At 45.2% G+C, this 22,652-nt stretch carries 23 protein-coding genes and 2 pseudogenes; 8 read left to right on the top strand and 17 right to left on the bottom strand.

Annotation, left to right across the window (positions count from 1 at the left end):
- The 4 genes and pseudogenes from BM114_RS07610 to BM114_RS07595 form a co-directional block, all read right to left on the bottom strand.
- A pseudogene (locus BM114_RS07610) lies at positions 1-368 on the bottom strand (hypothetical protein); the annotation flags it as partial.
- Entirely contained in the window at positions 365-529 is a 165-nt protein-coding gene (locus BM114_RS14725) for a DUF1660 family phage protein (RefSeq protein WP_092112051.1), read from the bottom strand. The pseudogene BM114_RS07610 and the gene BM114_RS14725, both read right to left, overlap by 4 nt.
- Positions 501-827, bottom strand: a complete 327-nt coding sequence (locus BM114_RS07600; protein ID WP_143089286.1) for a hypothetical protein — start codon at positions 825-827, stop codon at positions 501-503. The genes BM114_RS14725 and BM114_RS07600 overlap by 29 nt, the downstream gene beginning before the upstream one ends.
- 44 nt (positions 828-871) lie before the next feature.
- Entirely contained in the window at positions 872-1,237 is a 366-nt protein-coding gene (locus tag BM114_RS07595; protein ID WP_092112047.1) for a hypothetical protein, read from the bottom strand.
- A 1,326-nt stretch (positions 1,238-2,563) separates the two neighbouring features.
- On the opposite strand from BM114_RS07595, the gene BM114_RS07585 reads away from it, so the two are divergent.
- Positions 2,564-4,690 carry an outer membrane beta-barrel family protein gene (locus tag BM114_RS07585; RefSeq protein WP_255406463.1) on the top strand — a complete coding sequence of 709 codons (2,127 nt, stop codon included), beginning with the start codon at positions 2,564-2,566 and terminating at the stop codon, positions 4,688-4,690.
- 301 nt (positions 4,691-4,991) lie between these two features.
- Here BM114_RS07585 and BM114_RS07580 read toward each other — a convergent pair whose 3' ends face one another.
- The 11 genes and pseudogenes from BM114_RS07580 to BM114_RS14365 form a co-directional block, all read right to left on the bottom strand.
- On the bottom strand, positions 4,992-5,234 hold the full coding sequence (locus tag BM114_RS07580) for a GNAT family N-acetyltransferase (RefSeq protein WP_092112041.1): 243 nt from the start codon (positions 5,232-5,234) through the stop codon (positions 4,992-4,994).
- Positions 5,235-5,241: 7 nt separating this feature from the next.
- Entirely contained in the window at positions 5,242-5,607 is a 366-nt protein-coding gene (locus tag BM114_RS07575; RefSeq protein ID WP_092112039.1) for a rubrerythrin family protein, read from the bottom strand.
- A 16-nt stretch (positions 5,608-5,623) separates the two neighbouring features.
- Complete coding sequence (locus BM114_RS07570) at positions 5,624-6,169, bottom strand: 4Fe-4S binding protein (RefSeq protein ID WP_092112037.1); 546 nt, start codon at positions 6,167-6,169, stop codon at positions 5,624-5,626.
- Between the two features lie 2 nt (positions 6,170-6,171).
- A complete protein-coding gene (locus tag BM114_RS07565) occupies positions 6,172-6,624 on the bottom strand; it encodes a rubredoxin-like domain-containing protein (RefSeq protein WP_255406464.1) in 453 nt (150 codons plus the stop codon).
- Between the two features lie 105 nt (positions 6,625-6,729).
- Positions 6,730-6,837 (bottom strand): annotated as a pseudogene (locus BM114_RS14620) (rubredoxin); the annotation flags it as partial.
- A 22-nt stretch (positions 6,838-6,859) separates the two neighbouring features.
- Complete coding sequence (trxA, locus tag BM114_RS07560; RefSeq protein WP_092112082.1) at positions 6,860-7,156, bottom strand: thioredoxin; 297 nt, start codon at positions 7,154-7,156, stop codon at positions 6,860-6,862.
- A 457-nt stretch (positions 7,157-7,613) separates the two neighbouring features.
- Positions 7,614-8,135 carry a pyridoxamine 5'-phosphate oxidase family protein gene (locus tag BM114_RS07550; protein ID WP_092112080.1) on the bottom strand — a complete coding sequence of 174 codons (522 nt, stop codon included), beginning with the start codon at positions 8,133-8,135 and terminating at the stop codon, positions 7,614-7,616.
- An 11-nt stretch (positions 8,136-8,146) separates the two neighbouring features.
- Entirely contained in the window at positions 8,147-8,722 is a 576-nt protein-coding gene (locus BM114_RS07545) for a flavin reductase family protein (protein WP_092112032.1), read from the bottom strand.
- Between the two features lie 3 nt (positions 8,723-8,725).
- Complete coding sequence (locus tag BM114_RS14125; protein ID WP_143089284.1) at positions 8,726-8,929, bottom strand: hypothetical protein; 204 nt, start codon at positions 8,927-8,929, stop codon at positions 8,726-8,728.
- 3 nt (positions 8,930-8,932) lie between these two features.
- Positions 8,933-9,649: a DUF5714 domain-containing protein gene (locus BM114_RS07540; RefSeq protein WP_092112030.1), complete on the bottom strand. Its 717-nt coding sequence runs from the start codon at positions 9,647-9,649 to the stop codon at positions 8,933-8,935.
- A 48-nt stretch (positions 9,650-9,697) separates the two neighbouring features.
- On the bottom strand, positions 9,698-9,844 hold the full coding sequence (locus BM114_RS14365) for a NifB/NifX family molybdenum-iron cluster-binding protein (RefSeq protein ID WP_177207077.1): 147 nt from the start codon (positions 9,842-9,844) through the stop codon (positions 9,698-9,700).
- 229 nt (positions 9,845-10,073) lie between these two features.
- Here BM114_RS14365 and BM114_RS07535 point away from each other — a divergent pair, with 229 nt between their 5' ends.
- From BM114_RS07535 to BM114_RS14120, 4 genes are all read left to right on the top strand, one after another.
- Complete coding sequence (locus tag BM114_RS07535) at positions 10,074-10,271, top strand: hypothetical protein (RefSeq protein WP_092112028.1); 198 nt, start codon at positions 10,074-10,076, stop codon at positions 10,269-10,271.
- Between the two features lie 371 nt (positions 10,272-10,642).
- Positions 10,643-12,130, top strand: a complete 1,488-nt coding sequence (locus BM114_RS07530; RefSeq protein ID WP_092112026.1) for an amino acid adenylation domain-containing protein — start codon at positions 10,643-10,645, stop codon at positions 12,128-12,130.
- Positions 12,131-12,137: 7 nt separating this feature from the next.
- Positions 12,138-12,605 (top strand): GNAT family N-acetyltransferase, encoded by a 468-nt coding sequence (locus BM114_RS07525; protein ID WP_092112024.1) that lies wholly within the window; start codon positions 12,138-12,140, stop codon positions 12,603-12,605.
- Positions 12,606-12,610: 5 nt separating this feature from the next.
- The gene (locus BM114_RS14120; RefSeq protein WP_143089283.1) at positions 12,611-12,823 is read left to right on the top strand and encodes a hypothetical protein; all 213 of its coding nucleotides are present in this window, start codon (positions 12,611-12,613) and stop codon (positions 12,821-12,823) included.
- 110 nt (positions 12,824-12,933) lie between these two features.
- Here BM114_RS14120 and BM114_RS07520 read toward each other — a convergent pair whose 3' ends face one another.
- Both BM114_RS07520 and BM114_RS07515 read right to left on the bottom strand, forming a co-directional pair.
- Complete coding sequence (locus tag BM114_RS07520) at positions 12,934-14,025, bottom strand: alpha/beta hydrolase family protein (RefSeq protein WP_092112022.1); 1,092 nt, start codon at positions 14,023-14,025, stop codon at positions 12,934-12,936.
- A gap of 1 nt (position 14,026) precedes the next feature.
- Positions 14,027-16,069 (bottom strand): TlpA family protein disulfide reductase, encoded by a 2,043-nt coding sequence (locus BM114_RS07515; protein ID WP_092112021.1) that lies wholly within the window; start codon positions 16,067-16,069, stop codon positions 14,027-14,029.
- 688 nt (positions 16,070-16,757) lie between these two features.
- Here BM114_RS07515 and BM114_RS07505 point away from each other — a divergent pair.
- From BM114_RS07505 to BM114_RS07495, 3 genes are read left to right on the top strand one after another with little or no spacing between them, the layout of a single operon-like run.
- Entirely contained in the window at positions 16,758-20,087 is a 3,330-nt protein-coding gene (locus BM114_RS07505) for a SusC/RagA family TonB-linked outer membrane protein (protein WP_092112017.1), read from the top strand.
- Between the two features lie 21 nt (positions 20,088-20,108).
- A complete protein-coding gene (locus BM114_RS07500; protein ID WP_092112015.1) occupies positions 20,109-21,644 on the top strand; it encodes a RagB/SusD family nutrient uptake outer membrane protein in 1,536 nt (511 codons plus the stop codon).
- Between the two features lie 33 nt (positions 21,645-21,677).
- Complete coding sequence (locus tag BM114_RS07495; RefSeq protein ID WP_143089282.1) at positions 21,678-22,649, top strand: hypothetical protein; 972 nt, start codon at positions 21,678-21,680, stop codon at positions 22,647-22,649.
- The last annotated feature ends 3 nt before the right edge of the window (positions 22,650-22,652 follow it).

Genomic DNA, 22,652 nt, shown 5'->3' with positions numbered 1-22,652 from the left:
GGAAGCAAGTCGGCTTTCACAAATAATTTGTTGTTCCATCCTTTTGATTCCGTCAGGAAGTGATAACTGTCTTCCATTTCAAAATCAGCATTAGGATAAAGTGTTTTGTAACTCTGTGCTATCGCCACAACCTCTCCGACTTGGTAGCGTGGTCGTAACACTCCTATTTGTTTCTCATCATCATGTAATGAGAAACAAGTAACATCAAGTAAGGAACTGTATTCACAATAGATTTTTACCACATCTTCCATTGTGTAACCAGCAGCCATTTTTGTAGGCTTCTCTATCCTCCTCGTCATTGTCTTTATTCCGTCAAGCGCCGCCTTGGTGAGACAGAATTTATCATTAAACATTATCTTCTTACTCATAATCCATCTGTTTCGTTTTCTAATTCCTTATATAATGGTGCCAAATTTTTGCCACATCGTGAGCAATATATTCGCAAGTAAGCATCACCATAAGCAATGTAGGCAATTCTTTTTTCTTTGTGCCCGAAGCACTTACATATCAGTTTCTTTATCTTTTGCATTCCTCAACTTTTTATAAATCTCCTGCCATGACGGAAGAAGGAAGGTGTCAGGCTCATGTTCTTTAACCCATTCTACGTTAAGTCTTTCTTTTTCTTTCATTTGCTTTTTTCTGTCAGCTCCTATTATGATATATTGCCCTTTATGGTAAATACGGCCACCGAGTGAAGAAACAAAACTTATCCCAAAGAGGTCGAAACTCTCAATTCGCAAGGCCGTGTATTCAAGCCACCGCCAAGCATCATACGTTTCTAACTTCTTAAATAGCAACAACTCTATATGTGTTACGTGCCGTGCCATATTTATTTGTTTTTATTTGTTTTTATTTGTTTTTATTTCTACTTTCATTTTGTAGCCTCGCTTTCTTTTGGGAGTTGCGGAATTTCCATCCAATACTTAACACGGCCGATATAACTCATACAAGTAGTATCGTTGTCATACATGATAAAATTACCATTTTTGGTTATTTCATCCAACTTTCCGACATAAAAATTAAATTCATCATCTATAGTTTTATACATGACCATTATCCATATTCCAGTCTTTGGCAAATCTCCGTCAGCAACCGAGTGCCAATGGCTTTGTGGATGGCTGTCCGCCCATGTTGCACCTTGAAAGAAACCTTCAGTCGCAGCTTCTTTCTCTTCGAGTGTTAGTGCATCAGAAGCATACTTTGCCGCTTCTTGTATTATTTTTTCTTCTCTATCCATAGTCTGTTATTTTTGATTGTTTCCAAAAATCGGGAGTGCGGAAGCTACACCCGGCAACGCCGTGTCGCCACAACGGCCGCCTCCTGGTAACTGCCCACGACCGCACCCCCTTGCTGCCGCGTCAGCAGCCGTTATAATTCAAACTTGCATTTCTAATTACGTCAAAAGCATTGCATCGCCACCTTCCATTTTGGGCTGACGAACGCTTTGAATATCGTATTCTACCACTTGCGCAAAGCTCCGTGAACCTGCGTAATCCTCCGACAATGGAGATAGACTCGTCTTTACTAAAAGACTTGTCATTTAAAACTATTTTCAGAATTTCTTCGTTCATTGCTCTTTATTTATTATCTTTGCAGTGTTATATTTAATATGATAATGCAAAGATAATAAATAATATTAGAATAATCGAAGATTAGGCTAATTATTTACTTGTAATTAAGATTTTTTAAGAGTATGAATATAGACAAGAATATACAAAATGTGCTTTCGAGTATCCTTGCAAAATTAGATTAGAACTTAAATAACTGATATATAAAACATTAAAAGAATTTCACCTAAACACTTTTAATGTGGGGGTCATGGGTTCGAGCCCCATGCGAGTCACTAAGCACTAAAAAGAGGATTTCAGAAATGAAGTCCTCTTTTCTGTTTATACAAGCCACTTGTTAGCTAAATGGCGCATTTAGAGGAGTTTATGCTAAATGTTTAACCTGCGGCTAACAGGACATAACAGGAAGTGAAAATACCTGTCAGGAACGGAATGTGCGAGGAAAAAAATCAAGAGTTCTGTATCTTTCAAATAATCAGTGGGATATGGCGGATTAAAGAATAGAAAGGTTACGAGTTGGAAACGAGCGAGCCACTTCCCTTACTTTATTCTGCATTGCTTCAAAGAGCTCTTTGATAACAGCCACAAAGTTTGTATATTTTTCTGTTACCTCCCAACCCATTTGAAAGAAATCCAACCGGTCGCCTCTATTTCGTGTTCTCTGTAACAGAATATGTCCTGTTGCTCTAAAGCGCACCCGATTTCTTTTTTTCAAGAGAAAACATGCCTCTGACATCTTTTTTTTTGATAAAAAAACCGAGATTTTCTTGTGTTTCCCATTTTTCCTGCATATATTTGTTATGTGAAATTATACCCCCTGTAATATGAGATATCCTATTCTCTTAGTAGCTTTATTCTCGAGTATCGTTATGTTCGCTCAGAATTATAGTGTCAGATCACGAGTTTTAACCTTGGAAGATTCCATTCCAGTAGGTTTCGCAACAGTGAGACTCATGCAGTCCGACTCCGTTATGATTGGCTCAACCCTTACGGATATGAACGGTCTGTTCGACTTCGACACCGCATTAAAAGAAGGGATGTTTCTTTCCATATCCTCCGTAGGATGCAAAACCACAGATGTATTTCTTCCTTGTGATACCGTGATTTATATCGAAAGCACCAATGAACTTGCAGAAGTCGTGGTCCGGGGAAGTAAGAGATATGTCAAGGGAACGCCGAGGGGCTTGCAAATCTCAATGGCAGGGAATCCTATTGCAAAACTTGGCAATGCCATGGAGGCAATCAAGCATCTGCCGATGATTGACGCATCTGGCGGTGGAATATCTGTCCTTGGACATGGAACGCCCGTTGTCTATATCAACAACAGGCTTGTGCGCTCAACAAGTGAGCTGTCATCACTTTCCGCCGACGATATATCCAATGTAGAGATTATCACCAACCCTTCATCAAAATATGGCGCCGATGTGTCATCTGTCATTCTCATACGCACAAAAAAACTTAACAAGGGATTCCATGCTGTCGCAGCAGGTAATGTGTCGGCAAGTGAAGAATGGTCAGAATCTGCCGATGTGTCATTGAATTACCATACAGAAAGCGGACTTACCGTCTTGGGAGATTTATCATACGGTTTTTCTGGCTTCAAACAGGATAGGCATTATGTTGAAGGTTTTTATTCGGAGAGCAATCCTGAATCAAAATATCGTACTGATACTTACTCCGAAGCCAAAAGCAAAAGCCAGTCCCTCATGGCAGACGCCGGGCTAAACTACGATTTCGGGAACAATTCTATTGGTGCCAAATATATGTTTCAGCGCACTCCCAAGAGCCATTATTGCGGCAATGCCAAATCCGTCATGGATTATCAAGGAATCGAAGATGTGATAGCATCAATAAGTGACCTGTATAGTCAAAGTTCCATGCACCATGTCAATACCTTCGGCAGTTTTGCCCTGCCTGCCAATATCGGGTTACGAATAGATGCCGATTATGTAAAATCCTATCGCTCTTCTAATTCGGGGGTAGATGAGAATAATTCTACCAACATGATCTATAACTCAAATGTGAGCAAAGCCTCTTTATGGTCAGGAAAGATTGTACTGTCAAGAAAAATCGGCAAGGTGGAAATAGAGGCAGGTTCGGAAATCTCATATACACGCAACAATCAGGATTATCTGGGGTCTTCCACCGGGAATCAGGATTTTATTGCTCCGGAAACAGACAATGTAAAACAAAATCTCTATGCGGGATTTGTCGGTTTTGACTGGACGCCCAACACACGATGGAATATATATGGTGGACTTAGACTTGAATCAACCAATACAGATTTCAGACAAAACAATGTTCTTCGTGAAGATTTATCAAAATCATATACAGATTTATTGCCTAATCTGGGCATATCCTTTAACTCTTCTGTTCGTATGACTTTGTTTTACAGGGCATCCGTGTCTCGTCCGGGATACCAATCTCTGGACAACACATATGTTTATGTTACCCCTACCCTTTGGGAAACGGGCAATCCTGAACTTCGCTCAACTCTCCGCCACAAAATAGGATTAAATCTTTATTATAAGAAATTTATCCTTCAAAGCTCATTCACCATGAACAAACGGAATATTACCTCAATATATCGACACGATAACACCGATCATATTAATGTTGTGCAACCAGTCAATCTGCCGGATTATAACTCATTCCAGCTTGTGGCCGTCCAACAACTTGATTTCGGCTTTTGGCATCCCACCATACAGGGCGTGTTCTATGTTCAGGATTTGAAGTATGGTTCACCCGTAAGAAAATACGACAAGCCGCTTTATATTCTGTCGCTCAACAACCGGTTCGATATTCCCGGCAGCTTCTATGCTTATTTTAATCTGTTCGGTCTCGGGACCGGCAATCAGGATGTGATTTATAGCCGTGGTTCGTGGCAGGCATCGGTGACCCTGAACAAAACTTGGAAAAACTGGACATTCACACTCTCGGCTAATGATATATTCAATACCTGGAGACAGAAATTTGACACCTTCACCAATACTGTCGATTATTCTTCTGACATCAAGGGGGCATCCCGTTCAATCGCATTAAGCATACGATATACTCTTAATGCAGCAAAGGGCAAATATAAAGGAAAAACATCTCGTCAGGATGAGATAGACAGATTATAACTCCATAGCAATGAAGAAGATGAAAATTATCATGCAACATGATACTATGCCGCATTGCATGATATCATGTTGTTATAATTTATAATTATTTTAGGCGATTTATTTCAATTGAAAAACTCTCCCCAAATAAAATTCACATATGGGAAGAGTAAGATATTTTTTAATATTTATATTATTCTGTGGTTGTAGTAATCCTATAAGCCTTATTGATTATTACTGGGTATATCCAGAAGATGAATTTGGTAATGGATATTACTTAATCTGTAAACTCTCATCTGATTCAGCTAATTATTTTATGGATTCATTTCATACGCTCCATGTATTTTACGGCAAAGGAGCATATAGGTTTGATGGTGAGATTCTTCTCTTCTGCATACTTTATTGCGGCATCCATCAGTAGCGAGCCAATACCTTTGCCACTAAGGTAGGCATAAGTGTGGAGGATTCTGAATTCACTGTTATTCTGTTCAAATTCAATCTTTCCAACAACCTCGTTATCCTCAGTAGCAAGAATTGTATGGTTTTCTATCTTAGTTGAAATCATAGAGCTATTAGAAGTTGTCTTCGTATATCTCGAAGTAAGCCTGAGATTGAGCGCACACAGGACAAATCTGAGGAGCCTTTGTGCCTACTACGATGTGTCCACAGTTGTGGCATTTCCATACCTTAACCTCTGACTTCTCGAATACCTGGGCAATTTCAATATTCCTCAGTAGAGCACGATACCGTTCTTCGTGTCGCCTCTCGATTGCAGCTACAAGACGGAACTTAGCTGCAAGGGCGGTGAAACCTTCTTCTTCCGCAGTCTTAGCAAACCCTTCATACATGTCAGTCCACTCATAGTTTTCACCCTCTGCTGCAGCAAGGAGATTTTCTGCCGTTGTGCCTACGCCGTCGTGGAGTTCTTTGTACCACATCTTTGCGTGCTCCTTCTCATTTGCTTGGCATGGCTGTATTGTTTTTAGGAGTGTTATTCTTTTGGAATTTAATTGTTGAAAGAAGTCCCTTTGCTGCTTCTATTGGGAAATCTGCCGAAGGAGGATTAGCGACCAATTCCTCAAGCACCTTTTGCGTATTTACTGATTGTGGAAGCATAAATCCTGCTTCACGACTAAGATCCTCGGCAATGATGCGAGAACTTTGGCTTACAGCCTTCATCAACCGGTTTAGAGTCTCACTTTCAGTTTCTTCTGCGATTTGATATGATGCCCGTCCCGTCTTTGACTTTGCAGCAATCATGCCGTTAAGAGCATCTACTACCGCTGGATTTTTCTGCTGTGGAAGAGGAAGCTCAACAGGCATCAATGAAATCGCCTTCGAAGGACAAGCATTGGCGCAAGCACCACAGCCGATACATTTCTCAACATCAATGATGCTATTCTCTGTGTCTGTGGCTCCAGTTGGACAAACATAGAGGCAAAGACAATCTTTTGTACAGAGACGCAGATTACGAATCGCATAAACATTTTTATTCTCCATAATTACCTCCTCCCGTCTATTTTGTTAAACTTCCATGCTGGTACCTTGCATACTGGGCAAAGCTCCGGTGCAGTCTTTCCGATGAAGACGAATCCGCAAACTGTACAGACCCAGATGTCAGTATCTTGGAGCATTGCATCACCTTCCTTCTGATACTTATTTACTAACATGCTGAGAATACGAGTTACTTTCTCGCCCCAAGTGCAAACACGCAGAGCACCACGATCACCATGATCCTGAGCTGTCTGCATTACCGACTTGTAGTCGTCCAAATCCTGCTGAAGCTGAACGGAGACGGACTCTACGGTGGCATCTTCAACCTTTGGGGCGTGCTTTGCAAAATACTTTGCCAATTCGTTGAAGAGTTCCTGCTCCTTAGGCATGTACTGCTTCTCACAACCACGAGCGAGGTTTGAGCAAAAAGCTGCCATCTGACCTGCTGATAGCTTCTGCATATCTGGGTCAAGTTCTGTTGGGGCAGTAATAGGTTCTGCTACTGGAGCTACTTCCGAAACAATATCTTTGACTGGTGCTTCTTCTATAGGCTCAAAAGATGATTTTGGTGCGCCGCACCATGGGCATTGCCAAGTGTCAGGCAATTCTGCGAATGGAACGCTTTCTTTGGCATCATCATACACATACCCACAAATTGTACATCTGTACTGCATAATTTAATGTATAGTCATGTTGTTACTTATATTGAGCAATCAGCACCTTTAGGTCATTCAATCTCATTGCTCCACTTTGGCGCCAGACTACCTCGCCATTCCTGAAGAGCAGGAGAGTAGGTACCGACTGGATGCGGTACTGCATAGAGAGTGCCTCGTTCTTATCTACATCAAGTTTGATGATACGGATACTCTCGCCAAGCTCATCCTTTAGTTGCTCAAGTACTGGATGCATCATCTTGCAGGGACCGCACCATGTTGCAAAAAAATCTACCAGCGTCAATTGCTTGCTATTGATTATGTCTGTAAATGTCTCCATATCTTTTATTTTCCTTGTTGTTTTTGGTTGATGAAACAAAAATACGAATTATGTCATAGGCGAACAAACGATTTTATCTATGCCATAATAGAAACAGTCTATTATTCTAATCATGCACCAGCCTTTGCTTTCTCATAGTGAGTGGCGTAAGGCATTTGCAGTTTGTAGCTCTCCCACAGGAGCTTTCTTTCGCTTTCTTGGTGCCATTTAGTCCGTGTACTTTTTAAAGTTGTATTTATCTCTTAGTTTTGCCTGCTCCTCTTTAGGGAGTGAAGTGAAATAAGCCTTCCATCCTGGGCAGAAGTTGATGTGCCAACGCCAGAATCGTCCTAATGCTGATGTGGGCTTTTTGTCGTAGTGAGCCCTGAACTTACAATTTTCACATGCCATAATCGTATATTTTTGGGTTATTCTTGATCTAACTAATTAGCCTTCTGCCGACTGTCGGCTTCCGGCGCTACTCGACAAAGCTGACACGAGCATCACTCTGCTTTCGCTGTTTCGTTAGTTCTATTGCTTCTTTACCAGTCATGTGCTTAATCTCAAAACAAATCATGCACATGTGTGAGAAACCTCTTTCAATCTCCTTTTCGGTTCCTTCTTCTCCTGGACTATAATGTTCTGACAGCAGTCGCAGAGTACGCATCTTCTCTTCGGCATCTTCGATGATATGAACCTTGCCAAAGCAGATGACACTACGAAAATAGGTAGTAAACTTCTCAGGCTTTACATCATCTGTAGCAATTACTGTGAAAGAAGCCTTTTCACAGTTCTTGATAGCATCAGTCTTATGTCCACTCAATGCTGAATGGAAATAGAGGTGGCCATCAGTATAGACATAGCTGACTGGTACGCCATAAGGATAGCCTTCATCGCCTATCAGCGACAATACTCCCGATGTGGCCTTTGCCAATATCTCAATACTCTCAGCTTCCGAGAGCAACTGGCGCTTTCTGCGCATTTCCCTGAACTCTGGCATAATGCTATCGATCATTTCTTCCAAGCATCGACAACTTCCCCAATATACATGGTGTGGATGCCCGCCGAGAAATTTTTGTACTGACGCTTTGGAACATCGTTGCGGAAATTCTCTTCCTTCATGTCCTCTGCATACATAATCTCACACTCTATTACTGATGATGCCTCTTTGTAATAGGGAGTGCCGTTCTTGGTATATGCCACATGCAGGCCAAGAGCCTTAGCCTTGTCGCCATCACGACCGCTATGACTGCCTAGGTACTTGGCAATCTCAGGATCGGCAAAGTCCATTATAGTGAAATATTTCGATTTCTCCATGAAATCATGTGTGTAACGCTTGGGAGCCACATATACAGTTACTGATGGTCGCTGCATGCCCCACACATTCCCGATAGCTCCCCAGCCGATAGTCATGGCATTGTGCTTCACGCTATCACCAGCTGCAAGGATCGGGGCACCCGTGAAATAAGAAAAACCGTTCTCTGCAAAATCCTGCTGAACATTGATTTTCTTGAATCCATTCTCTTTTTGGGCGTTCATCGTTGTTGCGCCCAGCAGTAAAGCAATTGTCAAAATCAATTTTTTCATCTTCTATCTGTATTGTTTTCTTTTAACCAATTCGCTACGCAAGCAATACCGTATTCCGTAGCGGTAGGTGCTCCCTTGTAGCCTTCCATTCCTGTGGTGGCCAAACCACCGTATTGCCAGGATCATCACTCCTGTGCGGAGCGACACTTCTCCAAACAGTTTCTTCTGTAAGTATGGGCACAAGTCGAGCGTATCAGTAATCATCATCGTCTAAAAATTTACCTTATAAACGACTGGATGGAATGGACATTTTATGCCTAAACATTGATTATTGAATGCACTTCTTGAACAAGTGATCTTCTCTGGTCTCTCCATCTTGATGCCAAGCTTGTCTGCAGCAAAATCAATGGCTGTCAGTACGGATAGGTAAGAATCGCGCTTACAGCAACGAGGTCCGCCATATTCTGCAACTTGCGCAAGCGAACGAGAAGTCATCTGGTTGCTCAGTTTCCAAGCTTCCTTGGCAAGTGGACTGCTCTTGGTGACAATGCTCACAAACATACCTGTACTGATGGCAGCACCACATGCTCCCCAATTGCCGCACGCTCCACCAGGAACCTGCTTGGCTCTGCGCATTATTTCTCCCAAAGCCCATTGCATATCCACTTCGCCACAGGCATTGTGGTATGCCGTAATCAGCGAAGCACCTACCATAAAATGATGTTCCGGGCCATGCATGTGGCAAGCAGGCAATGACATCATCTTTTCCAGAACTACAAACGGATTGCTTGAGGTCTCACCCAGGCAGATACCTGTAATCTGATCAATCCCTGATATGTGGCACTCATCGCAGACATAATGCCCGCTTTCGCAACACACATTGTTGATGAACATCTTGTGGCAAAGGGCACATTCCATCTCCACAGGCTGTTCCAGAAACTTCAAAGGGGCGCCGCAGACAAGGCATTCTTCTCTATGCTTTTCCATATCAAATGAGAGTCGTTTAGTGATTGATGGAATTTACACATGCTGGCTTCAGTACATCATCCACCCTTCCATGGCATTCCTCATTACTGTGATGCCATGTGCATTTAGTCTGTCATAAGTTTCCATACCCATGTTGCCAGCCGGCACCAAGGTAACGCCCGCTCTTACATCACAGAAGTTATATTCAACTTGCATCCACATTCTTCAGGTGAGTCGAGTGTAGAAGACCCATACAGATCTGGCATAATTTTATATTCTAACCATCTTCAAAGGGATATTTATCATTGGCTTTTCCAACCTTATCTTCACTTTGTTGAAGTTTATAAGTACAAATCTACTCTATTTTTTTGAAACGAACGAAATTTTTCGGGTAAATATGTGATTCCCGGTGTTTTTGTTTTCATGTCTCGAAAAAGAGAATAGCTTGAAATTTAGCCAAAATGAGAATTTATACTGCTGGAAATCTACGGCAATCTGCTTCCTTGATGTGCGTGGGGTGCTCGTTAAAGCCGACAATCGTCTCAAGAAAGGAACTGTCAAGATTTGCGTGTCGGTTTTGGAAGGCACCAACAGGATTATCTCCAAGGTGAGCGAGTTCAACATGCTCACTTTAGGCAAGTGAACATCTGACATAAAGCATCCTTTATGAGAGGTCAGGCCGCAAGGCATGGCCTCTTTTTTTGTGCCTTTTCCTTCGGGATGATGCCCGTTGCCGTGTCGGAAGCTGCTTCCTGTTTGACAAAATCGGCGATTTTGTCCCATGAATTCGCCGATTTTGTCGTTCAATCTCGCCGATTTTGTCAGCCGGATAACCGCCTGAAAGTGTGGAGCTGTCGGCCGCTGCCGTTCTTGTTGGCAAGGGATGGTTGGAGGGGGAGCCGTCGGGCGCATTGTGTGCTGATGAAATTTTAAGGAAAGGTTAAGGCTATGTTAGGCTGACTTTGCCGTTTTTTCCTTACCTTTGTCTCGTAGAACAAAATAAAGGAAACGACAATGGAGACAGAAAAGGACACAATTTATTCGCTATTTCACCGACAGGTGGAGAAACATCCTGATGCTCTTGCCGTGATGGATGACCGTCGACAGTTGACATTCTTGGAGCTCGAACGGCTCGTGGACACCGTGGCCTCGAGATTCCTCTGTAACCGCCCGTCGTTCATCGGCATTGTGATGGATCATAATGTGGAGTTCATAGCCTCAATCCTTGCTGCTGTCAAGGTGGGTGCCGCCTATGTGCCGGCAGAGCCGGGCTTCCCGGTAGAGCGCATCCGCTATATGATGAAGGAATGTGATGTGGATTTCCTCATCACCCACGAGAAGTATGCCGGCCACATCAACAATGGTTTCCGCAAGCTTCTCATCGAAGAAGGACAGGTAATCCGTAAGGATGTGCATATTGACGACATGTCGCGGGCCGACGGTCTTGCCTATGTGCTCTATACCTCGGGCACTTCCGGCGAGCCCAAGGGAGTAAAGGTGCTCAACCGCAATGTATGCCACTATGTGCGTGCTTTCCAACATGAATTTCACCCGGAGGTAGGCGACCGCATGCTGCAACACAGCGTTTGCTCATTCGACATCTTTGTGGAAGAGATGTTTACTACGCTTCTCTCGGGTGCGGCGCTCTGCATTCCCAATGAGCAGACCAAGGCAGACATACACCAGCTTATGGCCTATGTCGAGGCAAACCAGATAACGGAGATAAGCGGTTTCCCGTATCTGCTGCTTGAAATGAACAAGCTTGACACGATTCCCTCTTCCCTGCGCCTTATCATTAGCGGTGGCGATGTGCTGCGCGGCAAGTATGTTACCCGCTTGCTTGACAAGGCCTTGGTCTATAATACTTATGGGCCTTCTGAAACAACGGTATGCGCTTCGTACTATCGGTGCAACGGCGGCTATACCCTTGATGACGGGACATACCCTATCGGCAAGCCCGTTCTCGGCGTGGAGATGGCGGTGATGGACGATGAAGGCCGCCCGTTGCCGCAGGGCGAGACGGGTGAAATATATATTTACGGCAACGGCGTGTCGCAGGGATATGTAGGCAGCAAGCCCGAGCAGGCTAATTTCTCCATGGATGAAACGCGCGGTAGCTTTTATAAAAGTGGAGATTTGGGCTATGTGCTGCCCGATGGCAATGTGGCTTTTGTGCACAGGAAAGACAACCAGGTGATGATCTTGGGCATGCGCGTGGAATGTGATGAGGTGGAAAACCTGCTCAACACTTGCAGTGAGGTGGAGAAGGCCGTAGTGTCTGCCTACACCGACAGCAACCGGTTGTCTTACCTTGTGGCCTACATCGTGCCGCGCGACGAGGCGAAATTCGATTATCATGAACTGCGGCGCAAGCTCTCGATGTATCTCACGCCCTTCATGGTTCCGGAGTTTTTCGTCAAGATGCAGGCCCTGCCCATGACGCCCAATGGGAAAGTGGACCGGAAAGCACTGCCCGTTGTGTTGAAGGAATGGAACTTATAAGACTGATATGAGACAGATAGAAATTGTGCAGGCAGGGATAGAGAGCCTTGAAATGCTGATGGAGTGGCGCATGGAGGTGCTGCGTCATGTCTTCGTCCTGCCGGAAGATGCCAGCATTGAAGAATTGGAAAGGGCGAACCTCCGCTATTATCGGCAGCAGATTCCCCAAGGCGGCCATGTCGCTTGCTTTGCCAGGGTGGATGGCGAAACGGTTGGATGTGGTGGCGTTTGTATTTACGAAGAGATGCCTTCGCCCGACAATCCTAACGGGCGTTGTGCCTATCTGATGAATATTTACTGTCGTGAGCCCTACCGGCACCAAGGTATAGGTCGCGTCATTGTGCGCTGGCTTGTAGGTCAGGCCTTGGACAGGGGCATCAAAAAGATATATCTGGAAACCACCGATAGCGGCAGATCCCTCTACAAGTCGGTAGGATTTCAGGAAATGAAAGACATGATGCACATTGTATATTGAGGGATATGGAATTAGAAAAGATAAGAATTGGCGACAAGGAGAAGTTGCCCAAAGACAAAGCCATAGCCATAGCACAAGTAGGCCATAACATCTGCCAATACCACAAGATGCTCCGAATACAGCTCGGCGATGCCACGCACCGCACCGGTATGGAATGCCGGCGACCACTTCCAGAATGGAGCTCAATGCACAGCCGACGGTTTCATAGGATGTCTTGAACGGTTACAGAGGAAGTCATAGTTCCGGGAAAGGTGGCTCCCTTTCGGTAGTCGGGCGTGGCTTTGCATGCTTATGGGGGATGTACGGATGATTTATTCCAACCTCATTCTTATAGAAATCTCTTCTTTATCCAGCGGTAGATGGTCTCCATGGCTTCTTGGGATATGCCAGCCTTGATGGAATGATATTCTGCCTGCGTGCCTTTCTGGCATGGGAGGAAGAGATGGTTCATGTTTTTAATGACCACGATGCTCACATCCTTGTTGTGGGCGAGGAACTTCTTCACATTGCCAAGGTTTTCCTTGTAATTCACCATCACATCCTTATCCCCGTTGACGGCTAAGAAGGGAACCTTTACCTTACTTAAATAGTCTTGTGGATTATAGCGGATGAAGAATCGGTACCAAGGCGTGTTGGCTTGGAGGGCGTACATGTAGATGGACCAGCGGAAATGATCGAATTCTATGCCGAGGGTCTTGAAATACACGGAATCCTTCTTTTGCCATTTGTAGTATTCCTCATAGAGACGGCTCGACAGGGTGGCACTGTCGGCATCGGCATACTCATAGGCTGTATGAAACATGATGTTGTTGATTTCATCATAGCGCTTCATGTCATATTCCGGCAGCCCTTCGGTGGTGTGTACGATGTCGATGTTCTGCTGAATCACAGACTCTAATCCTGGCGACATGAGCCCCGCAGCTGATATGAGGAACCTAATATCCTTGCATTTACTCGCGGCTATCGACATGCTGGCTCCGCCCTCGCTGTGTCCGAGAACCCCTATTCTGTTATGCCGGATGTCTTTGCGTGTCTTCAGATAGTTGACGGCGGCAATGATGTCATTGGCAAAATCGGCCGTAGTGGCTTTTTCATAGACTCCGTTTGACTTTCCGACTCCACGGTCGTCTACTCTTAAGACGGCAATTCCCCGATTGCTCAGATATTCTGCCATCTGTTTATAGATGGGCTTCCCGGCCATCATTCCGTCGCGGTCCTGCGGATAAGAGCCCGACGCGATGATGACAGCTACGCTCTTTTTCTGATTTTTCGGCAGGGTGAGTGTGGCGCCATGGCGTAGTGTGTCGTTGCCATGGAAGACGATGCTGTCGGATGTGAAGCCCCGCTCTTGTGCCATCAGGTCTGAAGCGAAGAGGCTTGCTGCAAGAAGCAACAAGCCTGATAACATGATTCTTTTCATTTTATTTTTCTGATTCCAGATAGTCTATGACATAGCTGATCTCATCACAGAGAGCCGACGGACTGCCGAAATAGCCGGTGGACATCCATCTCACATTGCCCTCCTTGTCGAAGATGAGCTTCCAGGGAATGCCCGACGATTGGAAAGTCTTTCCCCATGTGGCATAGGCAAGGTCGCGCAGGCCGCTTTCCTTGTTGGGCTCGTCGAGTACCACCTGGAAGTTATAGCCCTTCTGTTTGATGAATTCCTTGATTTTTGCGATGAAATTCTTGTCTTGCTCCATGGTCGAGAGGAAGAGGAATTGTATGCTCTTGTCGTTCTTATATTTGTTGACAGCCATCTGCATGCCAGGCATGGCAGCCTTGCAGGGACCGCACCATGTGGCCCAGAGGTCGATGACGACAATCTTTCCTTTCAAGTCTTTGGCCATGTCGATGCGCCCGCCTTCCAGTTTGTCGAAGGCAAACGGCTTGGCCGGAGTCTTTATAAGTTTTTTCAGCACCTGTGCTTTCTGTGCTTCCATCTGGCTTGCCGACTTCAGGTTCTGCAGGTAGGCTTCATAGCCTTGCTCGCCGTTGTGGCTCTTCACATAGTCGTTTTTCAGATAGGCCAGCATCTCGGGTGAGGCCGTGTTCTTGTTTACGGCTGCCTTGATGTTGGTGAGAATCTCGTTGCTGCTTCGTCCGCCTTTCTCAAGCATGGTCATATAGAAATGGTTGAAGTCGGCATTCGCCACGCCGTAATACTGGCTGAGCGTGTCGCAAAGTGCAAGAGCCTCCTGAGATTTGTTCACATCGTTCAGGATTTTTGCATAGTCGAGCCAGTGCATCAGGTAGTCGGAATACTTCTTTTCCTCCCATTCATTGGGCGACCACACCTTGTCGGCCTTTGTCCGGTCTCGCCCCATGATTTCGGCTCTTATCTTCTGCGCTATCGGATAGATGAAGCCGGGCTTTACATCGCCACGCTCATAGGGAATCATCACGCAGTGCCAGAAATAGGTGCCCAGATACGAATAGGGTGTATGGGGGAGGTATTCCAGCAGGGTGGAGTAGTCGTTGCGTTTCATGATGTCGTCGTAAGTGAGGGCACGAAAATTCCCGGCATACCAGTGATTGAACATGTCCCATTGCACATAGCTGTCGCGGAACTTTTCATCAGGATATTTTTTCAGAAACTTGGCAAATGCCTTGTTGGAGTCGGTAAGATCCTTCGGATTCTTCTGGTGAAGTGTAGACTCCCATATCTGCTTCAACGCCTCCTCACGGTCGAACTCGCCCCCCTTGAACCGGTCTTTGATCATCAGTTTGAGCGTGTCCATGAGGACGGTGTCTCCAAGTAGATTCTCGGCCACATCATAGGCTTTCAGGAGTTGCTCTTCCGTGAACTTGAAGTTGAGCCCCTTGATGGTCTCAAACTGTAGTTCCTTGCGGATGTTCTCTCGGATGAGGTCCTTGCTTACGGGTATGGAGTCGCGCATCAGTGCCTTGGCTGCAAACCAGTTTACATTCGGGCTCTCCTCGGGATGGTATCTCAGCTCATTGTTAATCCACATCTTGACTACCTGGTTGTTGATTTTCTTCCATCCCAGGTTGCTAATGGAAGGAATGCCGGCAAGATCCTGGGTCGTTTCCCCGCGCAGGAAGCCCCATCCAAGGTTGGCCCCCGGCATGTTGTTTCCGTTCTTGTCAAGGATGTAATAGCCATACATGAACTGGTCGCCGCCGACATCTACGGTGTCAGCCGTATAGAACTTCCATGCCAGAAGCGCGGCATCCCCGGGCAGTTGGATGGTGGTAGTGAGTTTGCCATCCTTCTTGCTGAGGTTCATGTCATAGGCTTCCCAGGAATAATTTTTCCAGAGATAGTAGACTCCCTCGATGTCTGTTTGCCCCTTAAGTATTGTCAGGGACGGGTCGTAGGTGATGGTGGCAGTACCCCCGGTTTTCAACTGTTGTGGCATTACCACACACGGATTTTGTGCCTTGATGCTCAGAGAAGAGAGCAAAAGACACAGCACAAGGCAGAAAAATAATCTTTTCATTATAATGGTATCTATATTTTTAATCCCGGTTTGGATTTCCCTGCAAAGTTACTACTTCTTTTTGAATGGAATGTAATAAAATAAATCTTTTTTTGTAGATTTGCTGTCTGTTGCCTATATTTTGCCGTTCTGAAACTTTCAGATAGCCACCTCAGGAGCGGGCTGCACATAGGGAAAAGTAAAAGGCCGCCTTTTACTCGCCTTTTAACGGCTTCCGACTCGCCTTTTAGCCGTCTTTTGTTTTTCCGTTTGCGGATGGCGGCATCCGTGGGGCGTGAATGGGCGGAAAATACTCCTTGCTGTTTCTTTTTTAAAAGAAAAGCAGTCGTAAAAATAATGATTTGGAAACGAAATATTAGTTTGAGTTATTTTTTTTAGTTTTTGATAAGGGTAAATGGACTTTAAATTGTCTTAATAATATAGAATGACAAATGGCAACAGGTCTTAACGATAAAAACATATGGCCGATTTTGGAAGGAAACGCTTCAGAAGAGGAGCTTTTTTGCCTGAAGAAGGATGTGGAAAACTCTGCTGAAGCAAGGAAGCAGTTTGCCCGATATCGCCGTTTATGGAACCTAACTTACCGCAGTTGTCTTACACCTATTATTATATATAAGGAGAAAGCCTGCAAGGCCTTGATTCAAACAATTAACAAGCACAAGAAAATATAAAACTAAAACAGAAACTTATGAAGGGAAAGATTATCTCATTTTTATGGGTGCTCTTGATGATTCCTCTTTCAAAGGCCTCTGCCGGGACGGTAATTCGTTCGCAATCCGTGCAGCAGGATATGAAGGCAGGGCATGTCTATGGTAAGGTAGAGGATCGCAATGGTGTGGCTCTTCCGGGTGTAACCATTCAGGTTAAGGGTACCAAGATCATGACGGTAACTAATGCTGTGGGTAATTATGAAATCGACATGCAAGGAATCAAGTCGGGAACAATCGTGTTCTCCTATGTCGGCATGACCACTCAGGAAATCAACTACAGGGGGCAGATCAGCCTGAATGTGATTCTGCAGGATGATGCCACGCTTCTCGACGATGTCGTAGTTACCGGTTATGGCACTTATAATCGCGGGCAGTATGTGGGAGCTGTCAATCAAGTGAAGGCCGAAGATGTGCTCGTGGCGGGTGAGAACTCCATCGACCAGATGCTGCAGGGTGTCATCCCGGGCATGTCGGTAATGAATATCACGGGTAAAGTAGGGGGTACACCGAAGATCCGAATCCGTGGAACTTCCACACTGCTTGGCAATCAGGAGCCTCTGTGGGTGGTTGACGGAGTTATTCAGACTAATCCAGTACCAATACCTAATGATGCAAGTCCTCTCTCCAGCGACATGGACGAAATGCTTCAGACGGCCGGGAACGCCATCAGCTGGCTGAACCCTAACGATATTGAAAGCATCACAGTACTAAAGGATGCCTCTGCCACGGCCATCTACGGCTCGCAGGCAAGTAATGGCGTGATAGTCATAACTACCAAGAAGGCTAAGGCCAACCAGCCGCTGAGTGTCAACTATAGTGCTTCTCTTACTGTTACCCAGCGTCCGAGCTATGGACTCTATGATATGATGAATTCTCAGCAGCTCATGGAATTCAACCAGCAAGCCTATCTAGACCGCGATGCTTATACCCAACGCATCCTGCCTGTTGGATATGCCGGACTTATTCAACGGCTGCATGACAAAAGTATTACCAAGGAAGAATTCGACCATGAATTCCGAATGATGGAGAATATGAACACCGATTGGTTCGACCTTCTCTATCGTACTCCGGTGAGCACCCAGCAGAATGTGTCTGTCTCCGGTGGTAGCCAGAAGTTCCAGAGTCGCTTCTCTCTCGGGTTGAACAACTCTCCAGGTGAGGCCAAAAACAATGATCTTTTCCAGGTTACCGCAAGTTCTAATAACACCTTCCGTCCTATTGATAAACTTACTATCGATTTCATGGTAGCAGGGAGTTATCGCAAGAACAACGACTACTATTCTGGCGTGAGTCCTTACGACTATGCTATGAATACGGCACGCTATCTTCCGGCCTACAATGCTGACGGTAGTTACTATTTCTATCCTGTATATGGACAAACGAGTTATGCTATTCAGGACTTGAACTACTACAACTATAATATCCTTAACGAAATTGCCAACAGCGGTAATCGAAACATCACTCAGACCTTTCAGTCAACTCTCAGCCTCCGCTGGGATGTGGCTAAACATCTGCAGGTGCAGGGTGATGCCTCTTTAAGTCTGGCTTCAGTCAACACCAAGCAGTATGCCACAGAATACACCAATGTCATTGCGCAGATTCGTGGATATGAGGTAGGAGGAGTTGTCCCTAACTCTCTTGCAGAGAATTCAAGCCCATTGCCTTATGGTGGCCTTCTCAATACATCCAGCCAGTCAACAAGGAACTATTCGTTCCGCGGTTCACTGGTTTACAACAACACATTTGCAATGAAGCACTCCCTGACATTCAATCTCGGTGCTCAGGTAACATCTAATAAAGTGGACGGTAACACCAACCTGCGTTACGGATATCTGAAATACCGTGGTGAAGGCTTTGCCAGTATACCAGATATCAGCACGCTGGCCTCTGCCACAAATTATCGCAGCAACACCGACCTGAATAAGCTGATGCGTCAGGGAACCAATGTGGTGAATACCATTTCCAATACCCTTAGTGAATATTTTACTGCCGTTTACAGTTACGACAACCGGTATGTCATCAACCTCAATAGTCGTTTGGACGCATCCAACCGCTTCGGACAGGATGCGAACAAGCGTTTTAATCCGTCGTTATCCTTTGGTGCCAAGTGGCGCATTGGCGAAGAGCCTTGGATGCAATGGGCACATTCGTGGTATGATATGTTCGATATCTCATTCTCTTATGGATGGCGTGGCAATGCCGTAACAGAAGTTTCTCCTTACCTTATAGCTCGCGACCAAGGGCTGCACGACTACTTCAAACAATATTACCTGGGTATCATCTCCTTGCCTTATCCTGACCTGGGATGGGAGAAAACCAAGGATTGGAACCTGGGTGTAGACTTTTCGTTTTTCAACGGACGCTTGAGTGCAACCTTCAACTATTATAATAAGATAAGTAAAGTTATTTCTTCTGCAACAGTTGGCGCTGAGTATGGTGTGGCTTCCGCTTATATTGACGGAACTAAGATGAAGAACTATGGTTACGAGTTCTTGATCAGCGGTACTCCAATCCGTACTAAGGACTGGACATGGTCGCTTTCCTTCAATACCAGCCGCGACTTCAATCATGTGGAGAACAACAACTTCACCAACACGCCTGCTGAATATCTTTCTGGATCTGCCATTGTTAGAGACGAGGCCTACGGCACTCTTTATGCTTTCGACTTTGGCGGTCTTGAGCCTAAAACAGGTAAGCCCATTATAAACGGACTGAAGCCAGACAAGACTCCAACAGACTTCCGAGGGTATCTCGTTAAGATTGGTAAAATTAATCCCGATATATCCGGGGGTGTCAATACATCGTTGCGCTACAAGAACTTCCATCTGCGTGCAACATTTGCCATGCAGTTCGGAGCAAAGGCCTATTTGCCAAAGTATTTTGCAACAACGGGCCTTCCACGCCCCGAGGCCAATGTACCGACCTATATGTTCGATAGATGGCGGCAGCCGGGTGATGAGTCCCACACCGATATTCCTTCAATTCCGGCAGGCAATCCGAATGATACTTATGTGACTCTCTATTATGGAACTTCAGGAACCTATATGAGCAGTCTTTACGACATGTATAACTCCTCAACTGCGCGTGTCGCCGATACTGATTTTATTCGTTGTCGCACGCTTAGTCTCCAGTACGACTTGCCTAATTCTTTATATTCTCGTCTCGGCATGCGCAACGCCTATGTGTCGGCTTCGCTCACCAATCCCTTCTTTATAGCCTTCGACGGCGCATGGAAAGGACGCGATCCTGAAACGGCCTCATGGCCAGCACGCAGATCATTCTCACTTAGTGTAAATCTCACATTTTAAATATTTGGAGGAAACAAACATATGAAAAAGATAATATTTTTCTTGCCAGCTTTGGTCTTGCTACTCTCCAGTTGCGGAGACTTCCTTGAGGAGGAATCACAAAGTGAGGTCATTCCAAAGACAGCATCCGACTTCTCTGAGCTCCTTGTCGGTAACGGTTATCCTGACAATGCTGTTCCAGCCTTCGGGTGGATTGGATTTATGGACGATGACTGTGAGGCTCAGGTGAATGCAGAGATAGATCAGTATGACGAGAATTGGAACTATATTGGGAGGATAAACAATTTCGCCGGTGAGAGCATGGCAGTTACCCCAATGCCGTTGTACACCTGGCAGCCTTACTCACAGGATCTCGATGGATTCGGAACTAGTATCAATGAAACTGCCAACGCCACTACTTATGGTCAGTGCTATCAGAAGATAATGGGATGCAATGCTGTACTTGACGGCATCGACAATGCCACCGGTACACAGGAACAGCGCGATCGTGTCAAAGCCGAGGCTCTTGCCGTGCGCTCCCTGCTCTATTTCCAGCTGGTTAATATATACGGTGAGCCTTATAATTATAATAAGGAGGCTCTTGGAGTTCCATTGAAGCTCGATGCCAACCTCTCAAAAGATGGTATCGCCCGCGTTACAGTTGGCCAGGTATATGATAAGGTCATTGTGCCGGGGCTTCAGGAAGCTGCCAGACTTATGGATCCTTATACTGTCCAGTCAGGCAATTTTCATATCACTCAACCCGTAATTCACATCTTGCTCTCAAGAGCTTATCTTTTCATGGAGAAATACAAGGAGTGCATTGAAGAGACAGACAAGGCTTTTAAGTTCGGTATTCGTCTGGCTAATCTTCCTGTTGAGTTTAATAGTACATGGTCTGCGGGTAACCAAAATCCATTTACTTACGCTAACCCTGAAGTTCTTTGGGTGTTTGGGCCGAGCACACGCCCGGAAAACAGTAGCTATAAGGATGGAGCCGCAATCAGTTTCCTAAACCTTTGGCAACAGTATAAGGCTGCGAATAGTGGAGAGACATTCACTTCTAATGATGCTAACTATGATATGCGCTGGGATCAGTTTGGACTTAAAGCCTGGAATGAAAACACGGGTGTAATTCTAAAGTCTACAGGTTCGGGCTTGATTCAAAACATCCGCACGGCCGAGGCTTATCTCAATAAAATGGAAGCTGAGGCGCTGCTTCATCAGGATGCTAATGCACTGAAGGATCTCAATGCTTTCTGTGCAACCCGTTATGCCAACTATACTCCGAAGAGCTATAGCGGCGACGAACTGCTTAAGCAAATTCGCGATGAGCGTCGCCGCGAGTTCTGCTTCGAGGGTTTTCGCTGGTTCGATTTGCGTCGTCAGGGCATGCCTGAGATAACTCACATCTACCGTACGGAGAAGGCTGGCCCTAACCAGATTTACACACTCAAACACAACGATCCTCTCTACACGGTGCCTTTGCCTCAATCTGTGTTCGAGTATAATACCAGTCTCATACAGAACGAAGCACGCAAGGCTGATGACCGTCAGCCTGTGGACATCAAAAATTAATTAATATTATCAGATTAATAAGAAATTTACATTATGAAGAGATTTGTATATTTCGCATTATCAATAGTCGTATTGCTCAGCATGAGCAACTGTGCCGGCGACGGTGAAGATATTGGTGCTCCGATTGAAATTATCGATGACTATGTGCTACCGCAGAAAGGAGCTTCTGATGCAGCCAATGCCCGCATACAAGACATCTATAACAAATATGGTTCATACATTGTCTACGATTACACTCAGAAGGATGCCTTCTGGACACAGGTAACTGGTAATGCAAACAGCGGCGGTCGTGTCATGAAGTGCATTATGGGTGCTCCGAAAAATGTAGAGGCCATGCTCGACTATCTTCAAGACATCTGGCTGAAATATTTCGATGACAGTTTCAAAAAGAATGGCGGTATCCCTTACCGTGTGTTCCTTGCTGATTCTGTCTATACCGAGCGCGATTTTGGTGATGGCCAGATTATGAAGAATACCCAGAACTACTATATTACTAGTAATGCCCTTATCATAGCCGGTATGAACGATGTAGCCAAGATGGACGCTGCTACAAAACATGCCCGTAAGGTGGAGCTCTTTACCGCGCTTTGGGATTATTACCGCCAGCAGAGTATCATCAGAATTCCTGATGAGTTTTATGAGGGTACCGACTATGTAACAGAGCCATCATATACTGAGACAAAGGTAAATCAATGGTATAGCACCTATACTTATCCTATTGACGAGCTACGCAACCGTGGTTTCATTCCAAACTATAGTCAGTATGGGTATAGTGCCTATCAGGAGATTGCCAATCGCTCTTCTGCCACCTACACTTCCTGGGGTGTGGAAGCCACCAACAAGGCCAATGACTACAAGTATTATATGGCGCAGATCCTAAATGCCAAGGATGCAGAGGTAGAGGCTTTCTTGGCTTACCCGGCTGTGGCACACAAGTGGAATGTACTGTTGGACTTCTACAAGAATACTTACAATATTGACTTAAGGGTAATCGCAAAAGACTGATTA

Source organism: Prevotella sp. KH2C16 (genome assembly GCF_900113305.1).
In the GTDB taxonomy this organism is placed as follows: Bacteria; Bacteroidota; Bacteroidia; order Bacteroidales; family Bacteroidaceae; genus Prevotella.
This window is presented reverse-complemented; position numbering and strand designations above follow the sequence as displayed.

What these genes read in the sequence shown, in the direction of transcription:
- BM114_RS07575 (WP_092112039.1), bottom strand. Translation starts at nt 5,607, where the DNA reads ATGTGGTACAAAGAACTCCACGACGGCGTAGGCACAACGGCAGAAAAT.
- BM114_RS07520 (WP_092112022.1), bottom strand. Translation starts at nt 14,025, where the DNA reads ATGAAAAGAATCATGTTATCAGGCTTGTTGCTTCTTGCAGCAAGCCTC.
- BM114_RS07600 (WP_143089286.1), bottom strand. Translation starts at nt 827, where the DNA reads ATGGCACGGCACGTAACACATATAGAGTTGTTGCTATTTAAGAAGTTA.
- BM114_RS07565 (WP_255406464.1), bottom strand. Translation starts at nt 6,624, where the DNA reads ATGCAGAAGCTATCAGCAGGTCAGATGGCAGCTTTTTGCTCAAACCTC.
- BM114_RS14125 (WP_143089284.1), bottom strand. Translation starts at nt 8,929, where the DNA reads ATGATGATTACTGATACGCTCGACTTGTGCCCATACTTACAGAAGAAA.
- BM114_RS14120 (WP_143089283.1), top strand. Translation starts at nt 12,611, where the DNA reads ATGGAATTAGAAAAGATAAGAATTGGCGACAAGGAGAAGTTGCCCAAA.
- trxA (WP_092112082.1), bottom strand. Translation starts at nt 7,156, where the DNA reads ATGGAGACATTTACAGACATAATCAATAGCAAGCAATTGACGCTGGTA.
- BM114_RS14365 (WP_177207077.1), bottom strand. Translation starts at nt 9,844, where the DNA reads ATGCAAGTTGAATATAACTTCTGTGATGTAAGAGCGGGCGTTACCTTG.
- BM114_RS14725 (WP_092112051.1), bottom strand. Translation starts at nt 529, where the DNA reads ATGCAAAAGATAAAGAAACTGATATGTAAGTGCTTCGGGCACAAAGAA.
- BM114_RS07585 (WP_255406463.1), top strand. Translation starts at nt 2,564, where the DNA reads ATGAACGGTCTGTTCGACTTCGACACCGCATTAAAAGAAGGGATGTTT.
- BM114_RS07495 (WP_143089282.1), top strand. Translation starts at nt 21,678, where the DNA reads ATGAAGAGATTTGTATATTTCGCATTATCAATAGTCGTATTGCTCAGC.
- BM114_RS07530 (WP_092112026.1), top strand. Translation starts at nt 10,643, where the DNA reads ATGGAGACAGAAAAGGACACAATTTATTCGCTATTTCACCGACAGGTG.
- BM114_RS07500 (WP_092112015.1), top strand. Translation starts at nt 20,109, where the DNA reads ATGAAAAAGATAATATTTTTCTTGCCAGCTTTGGTCTTGCTACTCTCC.
- BM114_RS07580 (WP_092112041.1), bottom strand. Translation starts at nt 5,234, where the DNA reads ATGATTTCAACTAAGATAGAAAACCATACAATTCTTGCTACTGAGGAT.
- BM114_RS07505 (WP_092112017.1), top strand. Translation starts at nt 16,758, where the DNA reads ATGAAGGGAAAGATTATCTCATTTTTATGGGTGCTCTTGATGATTCCT.
- BM114_RS07515 (WP_092112021.1), bottom strand. Translation starts at nt 16,069, where the DNA reads ATGAAAAGATTATTTTTCTGCCTTGTGCTGTGTCTTTTGCTCTCTTCT.
- BM114_RS07525 (WP_092112024.1), top strand. Translation starts at nt 12,138, where the DNA reads ATGAGACAGATAGAAATTGTGCAGGCAGGGATAGAGAGCCTTGAAATG.
- BM114_RS07540 (WP_092112030.1), bottom strand. Translation starts at nt 9,649, where the DNA reads ATGGAAAAGCATAGAGAAGAATGCCTTGTCTGCGGCGCCCCTTTGAAG.
- BM114_RS07595 (WP_092112047.1), bottom strand. Translation starts at nt 1,237, where the DNA reads ATGGATAGAGAAGAAAAAATAATACAAGAAGCGGCAAAGTATGCTTCT.
- BM114_RS07570 (WP_092112037.1), bottom strand. Translation starts at nt 6,169, where the DNA reads ATGGAGAATAAAAATGTTTATGCGATTCGTAATCTGCGTCTCTGTACA.
- BM114_RS07550 (WP_092112080.1), bottom strand. Translation starts at nt 8,135, where the DNA reads ATGCCAGAGTTCAGGGAAATGCGCAGAAAGCGCCAGTTGCTCTCGGAA.
- BM114_RS07545 (WP_092112032.1), bottom strand. Translation starts at nt 8,722, where the DNA reads ATGAAAAAATTGATTTTGACAATTGCTTTACTGCTGGGCGCAACAACG.